At 44.9% G+C, this 16,971-nt stretch carries 12 protein-coding genes; 7 read left to right on the forward strand and 5 right to left on the reverse strand.

What is annotated here, in order from left to right; all coding sequences use genetic code 11:
• Positions 1 to 144: 144 nt before the first annotated feature.
• From mnmH to IQ257_RS17185, 5 genes are all read left to right on the forward strand, one after another.
• Positions 145 to 1,203 (forward strand): tRNA 2-selenouridine(34) synthase MnmH, encoded by a 1,059-nt coding sequence (gene mnmH, locus IQ257_RS17165; RefSeq protein ID WP_193874804.1) that lies wholly within the window; start codon positions 145 to 147, stop codon positions 1,201 to 1,203.
• A 270-nt stretch (positions 1,204 to 1,473) separates the two neighbouring features.
• A complete protein-coding gene (gene stpA / locus IQ257_RS17170) occupies positions 1,474 to 2,796 on the forward strand; it encodes a glucosylglycerol 3-phosphatase (protein ID WP_193874802.1) in 1,323 nt (440 codons plus the stop codon).
• A 366-nt stretch (positions 2,797 to 3,162) separates the two neighbouring features.
• Positions 3,163 to 3,783, forward strand: a complete 621-nt coding sequence (locus IQ257_RS17175) for a hypothetical protein (RefSeq protein WP_193874800.1) — start codon at positions 3,163 to 3,165, stop codon at positions 3,781 to 3,783.
• 71 nt (positions 3,784 to 3,854) lie between these two features.
• The gene (gene corA / locus IQ257_RS17180) at positions 3,855 to 5,000 is read left to right on the forward strand and encodes a magnesium/cobalt transporter CorA (RefSeq protein WP_193874798.1); all 1,146 of its coding nucleotides are present in this window, start codon (positions 3,855 to 3,857) and stop codon (positions 4,998 to 5,000) included.
• 53 nt (positions 5,001 to 5,053) lie between these two features.
• Positions 5,054 to 5,662: a hypothetical protein gene (locus tag IQ257_RS17185; protein ID WP_193874796.1), complete on the forward strand. Its 609-nt coding sequence runs from the start codon at positions 5,054 to 5,056 to the stop codon at positions 5,660 to 5,662.
• 229 nt (positions 5,663 to 5,891) lie between these two features.
• On the opposite strand, the gene IQ257_RS17190 is transcribed toward IQ257_RS17185, so the two are convergent.
• A complete protein-coding gene (locus IQ257_RS17190; RefSeq protein WP_193874794.1) occupies positions 5,892 to 6,332 on the reverse strand; it encodes a hypothetical protein in 441 nt (146 codons plus the stop codon).
• A gap of 226 nt (positions 6,333 to 6,558) precedes the next feature.
• Between IQ257_RS17190 and IQ257_RS17195 the strand changes: the two genes are divergently transcribed.
• Positions 6,559 to 7,083 (forward strand): hypothetical protein, encoded by a 525-nt coding sequence (locus IQ257_RS17195; protein WP_193874792.1) that lies wholly within the window; start codon positions 6,559 to 6,561, stop codon positions 7,081 to 7,083.
• 8 nt (positions 7,084 to 7,091) lie between these two features.
• Here IQ257_RS17195 and IQ257_RS17200 read toward each other — a convergent pair whose 3' ends face one another.
• Positions 7,092 to 9,362, reverse strand: coding sequence for a GumC family protein (locus tag IQ257_RS17200; RefSeq protein WP_193874790.1), 2,271 nt, complete (start codon positions 9,360 to 9,362; stop codon positions 7,092 to 7,094).
• A 170-nt stretch (positions 9,363 to 9,532) separates the two neighbouring features.
• Positions 9,533 to 10,453 carry a glycosyltransferase family 4 protein gene (locus IQ257_RS17205; protein WP_193874788.1) on the reverse strand — a complete coding sequence of 307 codons (921 nt, stop codon included), beginning with the start codon at positions 10,451 to 10,453 and terminating at the stop codon, positions 9,533 to 9,535.
• Between the two features lie 261 nt (positions 10,454 to 10,714).
• Between IQ257_RS17205 and IQ257_RS17210 the strand changes: the two genes are divergently transcribed.
• On the forward strand, positions 10,715 to 11,764 hold the full coding sequence (locus IQ257_RS17210) for a hypothetical protein (protein WP_193874786.1): 1,050 nt from the start codon (positions 10,715 to 10,717) through the stop codon (positions 11,762 to 11,764).
• On the opposite strand, the gene IQ257_RS17215 is transcribed toward IQ257_RS17210, so the two are convergent.
• A complete protein-coding gene (locus IQ257_RS17215) occupies positions 11,761 to 12,984 on the reverse strand; it encodes a glycosyltransferase family 87 protein (RefSeq protein WP_193874784.1) in 1,224 nt (407 codons plus the stop codon). The two genes, IQ257_RS17210 and IQ257_RS17215, sit on opposite strands and share 4 nt — an antisense overlap.
• Positions 12,985 to 13,053: 69 nt before the next feature.
• On the reverse strand, positions 13,054 to 16,923 hold the full coding sequence (locus tag IQ257_RS17220; protein WP_193874782.1) for a glycoside hydrolase family 2 protein: 3,870 nt from the start codon (positions 16,921 to 16,923) through the stop codon (positions 13,054 to 13,056).
• Positions 16,924 to 16,971 lie beyond the last annotated feature (48 nt).

Raw genomic sequence — 16,971 nt, forward strand, 5'->3', positions numbered from 1 at the left:
GGGGTGTAGGGTGTGGGGGAACTTCGGGCGATTTCATCATTCTTTACACAGTCACGTTTATTACAGGATCATTGAAAGTTTATACCACTCGATACACTAGAGAGGGTTGGGAGTGGGATTAGGTTAAGTAGAGATTAAGTCAGAATGGCGCGATCGCTTGAATATAGCCAGCAACCTTGGACAGAGACATACAGTGAAATAGTTGACGTTCGCAGCCCGAGTGAGTTTGCCGAAGACTGTATGCCTGGTGCTGTTAACCTGCCTGTGCTGGATGATGAACAACGGGCAAAAGTGGGGATCATTTACAAGCAAGTCTGCCCTTTTCAAGCTCGCAAGCTTGGTGCAGCCTTAGTTGCCCAGAATATCGCAAACCATCTCAACCATCATTTCGCTCTCAAAGATAAAGACTACCATCCTTTAGTTTACTGCTGGCGCGGCGGTCAGCGTTCTAGTAGTATGGCACTGGTCTTGAGTCAAATTGGTTGGCGAGTGACAGTTTTAGAAGGGGGATACAAAACCTACCGAGCTTATGTGCGCGACCAACTTGAGTACTTACCCGAACAATTTACCTACCGAGTGTTGTGCGGACTGACGGGTAGTGGAAAAACTCATATCCTGCACAAGTTTGCTCAACGAGGTGTTCAGGTACTAGATTTGGAGGGTTTGGCAAATCATCGCGGTTCCCTGCTCGGTCAGGCGTGGGAGGGTCAACTCACCCCTCAACCTTCACAAAAACAGTTTGAATCGCTTCTCCTAAAACAGTTGCAGAGTTTTGATGCCAGTAAACCCGTCTGGGTGGAAGCCGAAAGCAACAAAATCGGGAAGGTTTATTTACCCCCATCCCTCTGGCAAAGGATGAAACAGACAAGCTGCATCGAAGTTCAACTCTCGCAAGTGGCTAGAATCGAATGGCTGTTGCAGGACTATTCCCATTTTGTCACTCACCCCGAGCTGCTCAAACGCCAACTAGAGCGCCTTAACTCTCGCTACGGTAAGCAAAAAATTGCCGAGTGGCACGGGTATATTGACGCGGGTCAGTGGCATGGTTTAGTCGGAGATTTGCTGACTCACCACTATGACCCAGCCTACCGCCGCTCAATTGAGCAGTGTTTTAATTCTCTTGAACGAAAACTTGAGATTGCAGATTTATCGGATGCTAGTGTTGATGCGTTGCTGGATGTTTTAAGCTCCGTCAGGGATTAAAATCTCTGTCTCATCACTCAAGTTGCAACAATCTGCCAGTGGTTTTAACCACTGTCTCATCGCTAAAGTCGTCTAAAGACGACTGGATAAGAGTTTTAACTCTGGGCGGGTTTTGTAGCTTGTTGAGAATAGCTTCCGCCGTGAGGCTTCGACGGTGAGTTCAGCCGAACGCTTGCCCAAGTCCGAACGGTGCAAGATCTCAGTAATGATAAATTTTTGTTAGAGGTCAAACCAACTCAACACACATTAGAGGGTTAAATTTCGATAATCATGAACAGTTCTCCTCACATCCTACTGCACGAGCCATCTCTCTCGTTAAGGGCTGAAAAGCTCGCCCATGTTTTGACTAGTATTGACAATCTGCTGATTATCCAGGATTTAGATGGAGTCTGCATGGGACTCGTCAAAGACCCCCTGACGCGGGTTATTGATACAAATTACGTGAATGCTACTAAGCTCTTTGACGGTCATTTTTACGTTCTTACCAATGGGGAACATATTGGAAAACGGGGCGTAAATGGGATTATTGAACGAGCGTTTGGCGACCAAAATTATGTTAAGGAACAGAGTTTTTACCTGCCCGGTCTAGCTGCGGGGGGTGTCCAATGGCAAGACCGCCATGGGACTGTCTCTCATCCGGGTGTCAGCGATGAAGAACTGGCATTTTTAGAAGAGGTGCCGCAGCGAATTAAAGACCGCTTGCGGCAGTTTTTCGAGCAACATGATAGCGGATTGGAAGTCAAGAAACTAGACGAATGCATTCAGGCGTCTGTCCTTGACAACAAGGCATCACCGACTGCGAATTTAAACACGTTTTATGAAACCTTTGGCGAACGCAGCGATATTTATATAGCCTTGCAAAAGGATATGCAAGGGTTAATGATGGAATTACTTCAAGATGCTGAGAAAAAAGGGTTGAATGATTCCTTTTTCGTTCATTACGCCCCGAATTTAGGAAGAGATGCACAAGGTGATGAAATTCTGCGTCCGGCACGGGGTAAAGATTCAGGTACTACTGATTTTCAGTTCATGATTCGGGGTGCTATCAAAGAGGCAGGAGTTCTGGTCATTTTAAATCGCTATTATTTTCAAAGGACAGGAACTTACCCTTTAGGGGAGGGGTTTAATGTCCGACAGGCTCCGAGAACTCATCAGGAGTTACTGAATTTAGTCAAAACCAATTTTGACCCGCAAGCGATGCCGATTATAGTGGGAGTAGGGGATACTGTGACTAGTCTCGTTGAAGAAGAAGACGGTTGTCTGCAAATCCGCAGAGGAGGAAGCGATCGCAATTTCTTACAACTCGTTCAAGACATTGGAGAGGCGTTTAACAAAGGCAATATTATTGTTTACGTCGATAGCAGTCGCGGAGAAGTTAAAAATCGCAAAGCTGTAAAGGTTGGCTCGGTCGATAATGGTGAAGTCGAAGCAATATTAGCTGTTTTAGAAGGGCCGGGTGATGCCCGTGATGTTGATGAGCCGTTAATTTTAAATATGATCTTTGCAAATGGTCATGAACAATACACTTCTGTGTTTCAATCAGCAGCACGGGGACGGCAACTTTTGTATGAAAAGCAGCAGGAACAAGGTTAATCGATTGCAGGAGATTGTCCTGGTACTGAGCTAACCTAGCATCTTACACCACTTGTTAACAAGCCAGGGATTGAAATCCTTGGCTTATCGCTAACCTCCTCTCAAGAGGACTGGGTAAGGATTTGAGTCCATTGACAAAATTGTTATTTCTGGTAGACGTTGAAATCAACAGTCCAAATTATTTTTGGAGGCAGACAGCGTCCGAAAGTCTAAGATTACGACGATCAATTAGTCATTATTGCCCAATTTCCAAAAGTCACCGAAGCTCTGGAATTGGCAGAATAGAATGGAAAGGCAAAGTCTTGGTAGCAAAAGTGGCAGAATTTGCTCGTATTTTTTCTACTTCTTAAACCTGGAGATTCACTGATGGCATATAGCAACTTTACCCTAGCTAAAGTCAAAGAAGAATTTGATTTAACAGTGGATGAGACTCAAAATTTATTTACTGCGATTGAACCCATTAAACCCTCCGAAATTTTAACCGTTACCTTACAAGAATATATCTCTTTAGCCACGGCAATTGGGACAGAAAAAGCCCGTTCTGAGTTTCTGATTGCACCCATTTTAAGTGAAGTTAGGCGGCAATTAAACTATCAGATTAGCTTGTTTTCTGGCACAGATTTTACGGTTAATGTTGAGAAAGGGCTGCTTGGATACTGTGATTTTTTGTTGAGTGCCTCTAGGGAGCAGTTTTTCATCACTGCTCCAGTTGTAACTATTGTTGAAGCCAAAAATGAGAATATTATTGGAGGATTAGGACAGTGTGTGGCAGAAATGATTGCCGCTCAGTTATTTAATCAACGCCAAGCCGTTGATATTCCCGTTATTTATGGTGCTGTGACTAGTGGGACGAATTGGCGGTTTTTGACGTTGACAGGAAACAAGGTTTGTATTGATTTAGTCGAATATTATATTAATCAATTCGATAAAATTTTAGGAATTCTCTTAAGTCCTATTCAGGCTTATTTGTCAAGAGTTAATCCCTAAACATCTGAACATAGACATAATTAATGGTGTCAATCACACCACAAGGGCAGTCCTCAACATTTCTGATGTAAATGCAAGAAAGACATTCTTCACCCCTAGATAAACCAACACCCGTTGAAGAAAATGAAGAAGAAGATATATTTGATTACTACTACGATGAACCGGGAAGCCCACCGGGTACACTTTGGATTGAAGCCGACGCCCCAGAACCCAAGATTATTTTAATTGACTATAACGAAACTAACGCCACTCGCGTAAAACTGCCTACACCAGAAGATTGTACTCCCTACCTAGATACGAAGTCGGTGTCTTGGGTTGATGTGCGGGGTTTGGGAAGTGAAGATATCTTGCAGCGCTTAGGTGGGGTGTTTAAGCTGCATCCCCTGGTACTCGAAGATGTTGTTAATGTCCCCCAGCGTCCGAAAGTAGAAGATTACGACGACCAATTAGTCATTATTGCCCAAATGGTGATGCCGAAAGCTACTGAAGATGGCTTTTGGTTTGAGCAAGTTAGTTTCGTCTTGGGGAAATATTATTTGCTGACGGTACAGGAGGAACCAGAACACGATTGCTTTAAACCGGTGCGCGATCGCATTCGAGCCAATAAAGGGCAGGTTCGCCAAGCTGGAGCTGATTATTTAACCTACGCCCTCTTAGATGCCATCGTTGATGGGTTTTTCCCGGTGCTGGAAGACTACGGAGAGCGGATCGAAGCCTTAGAAGATGAAGTCATCGCCAACCCCAGCCATCAGACCCTAGAAAAAATTTACCAAATTCGGCGAGAATTACTAGCATTACGCCGCTCGATCTGGCCCCAACGCAATGCGATTAATACCTTGATTCGCGGCGGCAGCAACCTTATCAATCCTAATGTGCAAATTTACCTGCGAGACTGCTACGATCACACAGTGCAAGTCATGGATATGGTCGAAACCTATCGAGAGTTGGCTTCGGGTCTGATGGATGTTTACCTGTCTTCGGTCAGCAACCGGATGAATGAGATTATGAAAGTGTTAACCGTAATCTCAACTATTTTCATCCCGCTGACGTTTATTGCAGGCGTCTACGGTATGAACTTTCAGTATATGCCGGAGCTGGCTTGGCGTTGGGGCTATTTCGCCTGTTGGGGGGTGATGATTGCGATCGCCACAGCTCTCTGCTTCTTTTTCTGGCGTCGCGGCTGGTTTGAGAATTCTACCACAATTAAAAAAGATTAACAGTCTGACTCGTGCGATACTTGCGTTAATCATTGATCCAAAATCAGCCATCCATGGAAACTGCTCAAGAACTTGCCAACAACCTACTGATTTTAACGGTTTATTTGATTGTTGTCGTTTTAGTGTTTAACAGAGCCTTCAAATCCTTAGAAGGGCTTGTAATATTTGAGACAGAAACGGACTCTTTAAACAAGCAACTAGAAGAAAAAAATCTTAATGACCTAATTAATATCAAATTTTCCTTTGCTCAAAGCTATAAACTTGATGAATTAAAATTTCTATCTCTCACCATTGAAAATAAATCAAAAGAGTCCTTCATTGAAATAGACTGGAAACAGTGTTTTATCAGTGATTTCAGTAAGCGCATACGGCAAGCGGTTCGGTCAATTCCCGGAACACCAACGCCCGATGTTGCCCAATCGAGTAAAATTCCTCCCGGTCAAAAAATTGAGGAAAAGATAAGCGATGAAGATATTTCTGCTTCCTTATTTGACCCGAAAAAGCTCCAAGAAGCTGCTCAAAAAGAAGACGATTTTTTCCTGCAATTCCCCTTAAAGATCTCTGAACCCGGTAAGGATGCCCGTTCCTGTAACTTGCGCTGTACCTTCATCGCCAAAGTACTGCCCTGGCAAAGGGCTTTTGTCTTGGCTTTAAAACCGTAAACGGAAACCTCTGTGACATCCTCTTACATTCAGGGCTATTTCATTCTCAGAGGTAGGGATTGATGATATAATTAAAGATTGACAATTGACTCGGTTAAATAGACGCGATCGCGTCTATGTTAATCATCCCAGAAATTTAGGAGAGACGCGATCACAAATTTTGACGGTTCGGAAAATCAAGGGTTTAGGCTAAGTTGCAATCACCTTGACAGGGCTAATGGGCGATCGCTTACTGCCCAATCTGAATCCTAATTCCAGGTGAAGTATAGATAACACCCGATCGCTGAATTCTCCGTCTGGCAGACCTTGAGGAATCGATAATCACTGGGTCAATCAGCACTGAATCAGAAATCTGGGAATCGATAATCGTGGGATTAATCAGTGTTGAATTGCGAATACTCCCCCGAATGGGTCTTCTCACTCGGTAGTCATTCCCATAATCGTAATTGTAAGGTGTAAACGCAGAAGGCTGACCCGTAACCGGATTGACTGGCACAGGTGCAGGAATCGGACTACCGTAAATGTAGGAACTAGAGGACTGGGATCGAATTACGACCGGTCGGGCATCCACTGGCATCTGTCCCGATATCATCCAGGCAACTCCCAGAGTCAAGGGGGTGAGAAGGGAAGTCAGCCAGGGTTGCTGAAATAGAGAGAGCTTCAGCATCATTTTGCCTCGATATAGGTTGATAATTGTAAGTGAATGTCTAATCGGGAGCTTAGTTCCACCTAGGTGGACTTTAATCTGTGTTGGTTTTAGGCTACTTTCAATTTAGAACGGTTGGTTGGGATGGCACTTCACCCAGTAGCATTATTCGCTGTAGTGATGCTTCAGCAGCGCCATACTTCTTAGCCGCACAATAACTTAGATGTAGCACGACCTAAAACGTCAAACCGTGAGTTCAGACACTAAAGAAAAATTTCGGATCGAGTACCAGGCGGGAAAAGCGGCGTTTGAGCGGGGTGAGTACCGCATCGCTGTCAAGCGTTTGGAGGCGGCATCTGCCTTGATGAACCGCACTTCTCGCTTAGGGGGAGAGGCACAACTGTGGTTGGTAACAGCTTACGACGCAGCAGGGCAAAAAGAAGAAGCGATCGCCCTTTGTCAGCAGTTGAGTCGTCACCCTGACCCGGAAACTTGCAAACAAGGCAAACGGTTGCTCTATATTCTCCAAGCCCCTCAGCTCAAAAGACCGGAGGAGTGGATGTCCAAAATTCCCGACTTGGGAGCGATCGCTCAAAGTGATGCCAAAGACCGTCGCGGTAGTGGTGTCGCCAGGAGTAACCGGAACCCAAAGAGAGAAATTGAACTGGAAGAGCGGGATTTAACTCAGGTTAATACGAAAGATAATCAATTTATTTGGGTGGCGTTAATTGTGATAGGTTTGATGGTGGGTGGATTAATTTGGTGGGGGGTTTGAATGCATTTTTAGTTGCGTCCATAGGAAGTATAAGATTTAGTTGCCTCCGTTTTAAGACCGTTGGCAACGATTCCTAAGATGGAAGCCCCAGCAATCTTTAAGCCATCGAAGGCTTTCATTACTAAGGAACGGTCTGTCTTCTCAATACCAACTACGAGTATTGTCCCATCTGCCTTAGCTGCTAGGAGGTTGCCATCTCCAAGACCCAAAAGGGGTGGGGTATCGTAAATCACCAAGTCAAAATGGGCTGAAAATTGATCCATTAGATACTGCATCTTATCAGAGGAAAGCAGCTTGATGGGGTCTGAGAACGTCTGACCCGTGGTCAATATAAAGAAGTTATCATCTAAGGGTGATTGCTGAATGGCATCATTGAGAGTGATGTCTGTAGCAATGATTTCAGTTAATCCCTTAGTATTCGGTAAGTCTAACCGCGTGTGAAGTTGGGGACAACGCAAATCGGCGTCTACCAGTAAAACTCGTTGACCAATTGTAGCTGCGGTTTTGGCAAGGTACACAGCAACGGTGGTTTTCCCATCTCCTGGTATTGCTGAGGTAATGGCTAAGGAGTGGATGGGCTTTTTAGAACTGAGCAAGCGAATATTCGTGTAAAGAGAACGGAAAGCCTCCATAAAGGGGGAGGTGGTGTACCGTTCAGTCCGGTTGTTATTACTACCCCAACGAGGAGAATTCTTTTCAGGAGTGAAGTTAGCGACTTGTGCCACGAGAGCAAGTTGTTTGGGTTTCTTGGAGAGTCTGTTGAGTTTCTTGGTTAAAGGAATAACGCCTAGGATGGGTAGTCTTGTCGCTCCTTTAATTTCTTCAGGGGTGTGGAAGACGGTATGGAGTATCTCGACGAGAAAACCAACGCCGATGCCTAGGAGTACACTTAAAACCACAGCGATCGCGAACGGGCGCTTTAAGGCTTGAGATTCGACAGGAATTAACTGACCCATCTCATCGCGCCACAGTTCAGGTGGATTAATCAGATCCCAGGGAATTTCTTGTTGAGCAGCATCAAGTTTCAATGTTTCTCGTTTAGAGAGAAATTCCTTCAAGTTATCAGTAGCAACATCTAATTGCCGCTGTAAATCAGCAATTTGACGAGAAACAGATGGTAGCTGTTCAAGTTGTTGATTTACACGGTTTTCAGCCTGGACAATAGTTTGGTAGCGATCCTCTAAACCCTGGATTTTACCCGCTAAGTTTTCTAGAACAGCTTGAGATTCTTGACTCAACAGACTACGCAAATTTTGCTGGTTCTCACGTAACACCTCCATGGAAGGGCTATCTTCGCGAAATCGGACTGAATCTGATGCAATTTGGGCGTCTAACTGCTGTAATTTGGATAGTAGAGTTTCGTAAGCTTGATCTTCTGTCGCTAAAACTGCTGTTAGGTTCGCTTCATTTAACTGTTTTTGCAGAGTATTGTAGAGCGCCTGCGTTTCAGCCAGTTGAGCTTCAGTGTCTAATCGGTTTCTCCGAATTAGCAAGACCTGTTCACTTAGAAGCCGATCGGCTAACTCAGGATCAATAAGATTGTATTGCTTCCGGATTGTTTGAAGTTGTGATTGAAGAGTGTCAACTTGTTTCTGTAGATTAGGAAGCTGAGTTTCAATGAATTCTATTCCTTGCTTTAGGCTTTTTTGGCGTTCTTGTAAACTATACTCTAAATAAGCATTAGCAATAGTCTCTAGGACAAATTTAATTTTTTCTTTATTTTTATCCTTATAAATAACTTCTAAAATTTTAGTGCCTAATTCTTCCGCATTTTTTTCATAGGTGAGGCGGACAAGGGAAAGATTCCTCTTCAGTGAATTATGGTCAATCGATGGATATTTAGTTTGTAACTGCTGGATTACTGGCTCCATGATTTGTGGACTCTGCAAAACCCGAATTTGAGTCTCGTAATCCAACAATCCTGATCTATCTACATCTATTTTTTGAATGTCTGTGCTTTTATTTTGAGACAGTAAAAACTGATTTCGCAACCGATCTTCAGCCGTGACGGGTTCAACTAAAAGCTTGAATGAACCTTGATACTCGGGTATGCTTTGGCGCTTGTTCCAGACTAACCAAAGTCCAGAACTTACAATCAAAGTCAATGCCACCCCGCTTATTAGCATGGCACGGCGACGTGCCACAGCAAGCACCCAAGCCAAATCTACCGTTTGTCCACTCATTTCATCTGGTTCGACTGAGCGAACTGGATGTAACGGTTGAAGTGGCTTACCATTCGGCTTGTCTGAAAACGCCTGGAAATTGCGATCTGTATCCATAGAAAGCACCTCTATATGCTTGGGTTGACTGAACTCCAGAAACAAATTATCAACCCTACTTATCCGGCTTAAGGGACGCACATCTACATTTTATGCGTTTTCTCAGCCTCAGTCGTGAATCCTTCCGAATTAACTCCTCAGTTCCCCTCAAACTCTTTACCAATTCGGGGTTATATTCTGAATTGCTCTAAATCAATATTCGCTAAGTCCCTTTGGTGAACAAAACGAGACGAGATACCTGGCGCAGCAAAGTATTTTTCCAGGAGTTCCTCTGGGTCTTTCTTACTGCCCCCTTCTTGCTCAATCAGTTTAGCAACATAAGTACATAGACTTAGCCTAACAGTATTGACCTGCTTAAGGGTCTGTTCACGGATTTTGTGCGGGTTAGGGGGTGATTCCTGCCAACGCTTTACCGCTTGAGCGACTGCATCAGCTTGCGGTGGAACAATGATTGAATTCTCCTGATTGAAGAATTCATCGCGTCCGCCTTTGCTGGGTGTACTTACGACAGGAATGCCACAAAGTAGATATTCCATGGAAGCAAACATGGCTCCTTCTTCTGCTGACAGGCAGAGACCAACATAAGCCTGATTTATCTTTTTAGCTAATTCAGGGCGCGGGATGAATTCTCTATTGTACTCAGCATGAGCTAACTCTGGACAGAAGGCTGGTAAATCTCCTCCGTAGGAGGCTATCATCAAGCGTTCAATGTCTTTGGCGAGCCAATGTCGCTTAAAGGGTTTAAGCTGCCCTATGTAGATAGCGTCATAGTATTTTGGTTCATTTAGGGGTTTGTAGTTGTATTCGTTGACATAGATATTGTGATTAAAATGTGCTCCACGCATGAACCATTTTTTTCGCCAAACTTCTTCCTCCGAGGCGTTGACAATGAAGTGATGTTTTCTGCTTTTCATAGAATGCAGGACTTGAGTCTTTTTGTGCCTTAGCATCCGTTTCCATCGAGCAGCAAAACCCGAAGAATTTTGCAGAACGTGTTTCGGCATGAACCCTTGCGACAAGGCAGGCAAATCGCCGATATAAGAAACGATAAGGGGTTCAGTACTAAGAATATAAAAGCCATTAAATATCATAAGCAATGCACCTATTCCTGTGAATTTTATTTGCTTCTGTGTGGAAAACTATCACCTTGCAAAAGACAAGAATGAATCAATACCAGTTATTATAACAGTCTGCTGTTTACTCAACTGACAGAAAATTAGAGTGTAAAGCACAGTCTACAAAATAACCGATAGGTAGTTGCTTAAGATTTGGAGTGGTTTAACTTTCTTAACTTTTCGTAAAAATTTGCTTCAATAGCATAAAATTAAGATTTTATCTGAAAAGGTAACATTATGGAGCGCAAGCTTAGACTGACGACTCTAGGTATTGAACTTGCAGAAGAAGCTAGGTTTCCAGATGGGTGTCCTATTCTGAAAGCATGGAAAGGTCGCTATTCTTCAGCCTTTAACAAGGCAGTGCAGGAGACGTTTGAAATAGTTGAGGATGAAAACGCCGATGGGTTTCTCCTACCATCCAATGTTTCTTTCTATTCCCATCGGCGACTCAACGAAATTGGCATGGTGGTTGCTGCCCTCCAGTTACCCTCAATCGGTTTCGATATTAGCCATGAGCGTCGAAAACCTGCATGGCTAGACTATATCATCCGCTTTTCTTGGTATCGTTCAGTTAATGAGCTAGGAGTCATTATCAGTCCGGCGTTTCTCGATTCGGACGGGTTTGATCTCATGGTGGAATTGGGTATTCGAGACTGGCAACCAACGGAAAAGGAACCCTTACCAACTGTGAGTTTCTGCGGTCGCGAGGGGGGGAAAGTTGGGCTAGCTATCTGGGAAAGAATGCCCAAGACTCTTACACGCCGTATGGCTGCGAATTTCTTCTGTAGCACGACTCGTGGCGTTCGTGCAACGTGTTGTTACCCACTTCGGATGGATGCAATGCAGGTTCTTGAAGGAGATCCTCGAATCCAGACAGATTTTGTTGGACGTGGGACGGTGGGACTAACGCCAAAAACACAAGGAGACTTGCGACGCCAATTTTTGGAAAACATGATGCGCAATGCTTATGTACTATGTGTTCGTGGTACTGACAATTACAGTTGGCGATTCTATGAAACACTTTCTTTAGGAAAAATCCCTATTGTAATCGACACAAACTGCATATTACCGTTAGAAGACGAAATTCCGTGGGATAAGTTGATTGTCCGTGTTCCATGTACACAATTGAACGAGTTACCAGAGCACCTCTTGGAGTGGCACTCTAGTCTGTCTCCATCTGCTTTTCGAGAATTACAACGAGAGCTGCGAGCGCTCTTTGAGCGGCTAACACCTGCGAGGTTTTATCCGGATATATTTCGGAAGATTCTATACCTCTACAGCGATTAAGCCTGAATACTGGACTGATTTCCTAGATCAATTTCCGCTCTGCACTTGAAGCTCATGATTAATAACCAGATTGTAGTGCCAAGCAATAAAGGTACACGATATTGTAGTAATAGATCGTTGTGAAGAAAGGTCATTAAATAGGCTCGTGGAAAAACCATAGCTAGAAAAAGAGCTATTGCTATTAAGGCAGCTCCTGGACGTTTATGTAGCTGTCTCCAGAATGCAGCTATTAACGGTGCCAGAGCAACTAAATCATAATGATGTGCAAAACCGAACAACAAGGAAATTGCTACCAATATTCCCACTACATCATCAAGGATTAGTCTTGAACGATACCACCAAAGGAGATATGTTAAGATGAGGGCTAAAAGGAATAACTGTGGCACTTTAATCCCAGCCGCATACATTAAATTTTGGATGCTGAAAACGGCTTCGGAACCCAAAACATTAGAAAATATGTTTTTATATTCATTTAAGGAAGTAAACCAGTAAAAAAACACGTCAATCGGACCACTAACCGCCATGGGTACAAGACAGAAAATTAAGGTAGTGAGTACCGCTACTGCTAAAAGTCGCCATCGACGCTCTAAAAGGAACCAAAGGATTATCAGTAGGCTTAACTGTGGCTTGATGCTGGCGATCGCAATCAAAATGCCGCTCAAAACACATCGATCCCGATAGGCATAGTACCAACTGCTGACTAGCGCTGCAGCTACTATTAGTGTTGTTTGCCCCAACCACATAACATTGATTGTGAGCGGATTACTAATGACTATTGCCGGGATAAACCACCACGGACTGGAACCTGGAACTTTTAGAATTTTTACCTGAGGGCGTTTCACTAGACGCACACAGAAAAATCCCAATACTCCAGCGCTAAAGACATTCAAAAATGTCATTATTACCTTTGTTTTCGCCCAGGGAAACGCCGCCAGTATAAGACACAGTGGGGCTATCTGCGGTGGATATGAAAAACCAAAATTTCCTAGATCGAGAGTTGCACCCAGTTGGATAGCTACCTCCGGATCATAAGCATTTAACCCTTCCAACCAAGCAAGTCCAGCCACATACAAGTACTTCGTATCGAAGTTAGTACCCATTGACTGGGATACGCCCACACCGAGAATTCCTTTTACCACCAGCACAACGCAGGCAAACAGCAAAAAAACAGCCCGAAAAAAGAAATTCTCTGAAATACGATAAATTAAGGAAGTTCTCATATTAGTCTCCGTTTACCTATAGTATTGAGTAATAAATCTTAAAATTTAGAATTAATACCGTCTAAATCTCTACCAGCGATAATAGCGATAGGGTTCATCACCTAAATCAAAATCTGTGCGGTAATCAGGATGATAAAAACCTCTATCAGCAGTAAAGGAGCTGTGTTGGTTTTGTTTTTGCCCTATCTGCTTGAAAATTCTACCATCAACTTGGAAGCTAGCTCCCAAATTAGCCAGGATCTGAGCGAGCGCTCTCGTCTGTCGCCAGCGCGTATAACGTAAGTACGTGTTCACATCCGCATTTAAAGCGTTGGGGTCAATCTGAGAAAAAATTGCTACCCCATTTCCCAGTTGCACGCGACTCAATAAACCGTCTGCTGCTATCTCACCACCGGATTGAATTAACCAGGCATCGTGTTCTGTACGCGATCGCAAATCAGAAGCACTGAGTCCATAAGCCTCTGACCATTGGGGTACATTCAGGGAGCCAGGGAATGCCTTCACTTGCTTCATAGTAATCCCTAAGGGTGCAGAAGCGGTGTGTCGCGGCAAGAAAAATATTTTTCCTCCTTTGTTCAAATAGGCTCGTAACTGCTCATCGTTCACCTTTGCCTGGGTTCCGATTATCACTAGTCCAGCATCAGCCGTGAGAGAGTTTGTCCGTTGGTAAATCAAACCTAGTTCATCGAGTTGAGTTACGTCCGCATCACTGCCAATAAAAATTACCTTATCTACCTTGGGAGAAAGAGGAGCAGTAGTACTGTAGGCAATAAGTTGCCGAGCCAGTTGACGCGCTGCTGCATCTAGCTGCAAATGATCGTCTAGATCTAACGTACTCCAAATTAGCCGCCCCTTCCCGTAATCCAGCTCCATCAGTGGGGTATAGGCTAAATCAAACTCAGATTCTAAAATTGGTCGCCAAGAGCTACGGTGTGGCTTTTCCACAGAAGCGCTGCTCACTGCGCCGCGATTTCCCCAGTGCCAACCATACCAGGGAGTACCATGAGGGTTAGGGTTCATCCCTCCCTTCGTTGTGTCGGGGTAGGCTTCAACTAAGGTACTCTCTCCTGCCCAATCCCTTAAATCCAGTTCATCCAATCCGCTAGTTGCCAGATGAGTCTCGTTAACTAGGAAGACACGGCGACTTAAATGTGGTGCAATACGCCAACCGATTGTACTACTCATCCAATCCGGGTTTTGAGTAAAGACAATTGCTCTGCCACCATTGCCAATGAAGGCTTCTAAGTTCCCAGGTAGCTTATCTCCACTTGATAAAGCTTCGCGACCAATAACTAGGAGTGAACTGGTGAATGAGCCGTTCCACGACTCCACATTATATCCCAACTGCTGCAGCATCTGGGTTGTCTTGCCAACTGGGTCAAACACGGCGATTGGCGATTGGCGATTGGCGACTGGGGATTGGGTATTGGTGAAAACTCGAAAAGGGAAGTTATCCTGATGTTTTTGGTTGCCAATTTGAGCGTTCAGGCGAACTTCTCCATTAACTTTGCCATTTACCTCTGGCAAGTTGACTGCTATGGGGAAGAATAAGGTCTGTGCTGTCTCGATAGTTCCGGTATTGTCACCACTAGCTATCGGTTTACCCTCTAACAGCACTTGCCAGGTGAAGGAAAACTCTTGTTTGGCTCTGGTATCGTTAATGAGTACTACTTGTTTTTGCAGTTTCTCTCCAGCCCTAAAACTGTGGTCTTTTGCTGTAAACGCCTCCTCTGCACCCGCAATCCAAGCTAGGGTTGGGCTATTGTTTTCCATAATCCCTTGCCCACCGGGGTGAATGATATTCCCCTGGGGTTGGAAGGAGTACCACAGAGACTTCCTGACTTGCTTCAGGTATGGACCCCGGCGTCCTGGTTCAAATGGCTCAATATTCACCATCTCTTTCCCTGCGTCCGAAACCTCCCAGCCGTGTCCGCTACTCCAGGGAATCATTCCACCCGTCATCCCAAATGTCCGCCAACTGCGCCAGGTGTTAGTACTGAATAATTGCTGTAATTTTTGAAAGGCAGGGGCAAAATCCAGTTCGGGCTGATTATGCCAGCTTTGGTACTCCTGATCCTTGACAAATAATTCACGAATTTTCGATCGGTAAGCGGGAGTTTCGAGTTCGTAAGCTTCTTTGCCTAAGTAAATCGCACTAAACTCGGTCATCAGCGGTTCACTAGTAATTGCGTTGCCAAAACCATTGCGGCTACGCATCATTGTCGCGTGTAGCGGTGTGCCAAACTCTACTACCATATAGGGCATATCACCGTCTTGTGTCCACTCAGAAAGCCACTCCTCTCGCTCTTGTAGGGGGATCATATTGAGGTAAGAGTTGAGCGCGTAGACATCCCCTACGGATGCTCCTTGATGCATGAGTACAGGTCGCGTGGGGTCATATTTTTTTATAGTTGCTACTGCCTTTTCGCCGATAGGAAACATATTTTGCACCCGCCAGTCTCCATCCTTACCGAGGGAACCTTCGACTTGTTTCTGACCAATCCGTCGCGGGTTCTGGTCATCCGCATGACCGAAAAAATTGGGGCTATTAGTCCACATCAGAATTGATGGATGGTTGCGATAGCGGCGCAGTTCGGTTGCCATTCGTTGTTCCCAGCGCTTTCTATCTGCCTGCTTGTTCCACTGGTTCGGAATACCGATGTGAGACATACTTAGAGCTGGGGATATGAGCGGAAAACCTTTGAGGTCGGCGCGTTCGGCAAACAGTTCTCGAAAGTGCCATCGACCCCGCTCGTCGTGATTCCAGGGCCACAGTTCGGCAATATTAAAGCCCGCCCAGAAATAGGCATCAATCATTTTGTCAGCTACTTCAGGGACACCAACTGCCCAACCTTGCCATTGATCCTCGTGGAGAATCGGTCGCAGGCGAATTTCAGTACCGTTTAAGTAAAATTTTCGTCCTTCAATCCAAAATTCACGGAAGCCAAAAGGCTGGTCATATTCATCATCAATTCCGGCTCCTTTTACGTCCAGTCGTAGGGTATACACATTGGGTTGACTAATATCCCAGAGTCGCGGATTCGACCAGTCCCAAGCAATCTGCAAGACTTGGGTTGGCTTGGTTTTGATCTCAGCGTTGGCAGTGAATTGCTGTTCAATTTTGCCTTGCTCGTTGAACAGTTTAGCAACGAGTTCAACGGTGCCAGTCTGGGTGATATCGTTCAGTTCTATATCCAGATTGATTTGCTTTTGCCGCGTTGAGGGTTGCACGAATACGTCGCTGATGTGTGAACCTTGTGGCAGACTGAGTAACCGCACTTCACCAATCAATCCACGAGAGGCTAGCTCGGCTGCGGTGGTGTAAGTTTCATTGGGACTCATGATCACGGTCTTTTCTTTTTCATCAGCAGCGGCTACAACCAGTAGGCTCAGGGTTGCTTCTGTACCGGGTTGAACCATGCTGGTGATGTCCACTGCTCCGTAAGGCGAGTCTACTTGACCACATTGAATGCCGTTCACGTACACGACTGCATCGGTGCTAACCCGCTGTAGATCGAGGAAAATTGAGCGCCCTTGCCAATCTGCTGGAATTTTGAGGGTATGTTGATACCACGCTTTCGATAGCTGTTTGCCGTTAAAGTTTTGCCATGCTGTTCCTGTTCCCCGCGAAATGACTCCAGGCACAGGGGCATAATTCTCTTGCTGCCAATCTCCTGGCACCCAAATAGAACCCCAGTCGTCTTGCGGGAGCTGTTGATCAGTATTATCAACGGCTGGGATAAACTGCCAAACGCCATTGAGGTAGATTTGCGATCGTTTGTTGTTGGGGATTTCGAGTGAGCCGAGGGTGGGATAGGTACTGACTTGTACTGAAGGACAACCGCCAGCATTGCCCTCCTGGATCGTTTGACCCAGCCATCCAAAGGCGATGACGGCTAAGAAGAATAGTCCTAGTATTTTTGCCAGCTTATTGTTCATAAGTTGGAGGAGCAACCTTTCTGAAAATACAAATAAGGTATGTAATAA

The sequence above is a fragment of the Coleofasciculus sp. LEGE 07092 genome (genome assembly GCF_015207375.1).
Taxonomy (GTDB): Bacteria; Cyanobacteriota; Cyanobacteriia; order Cyanobacteriales; family Coleofasciculaceae; genus LEGE-07092.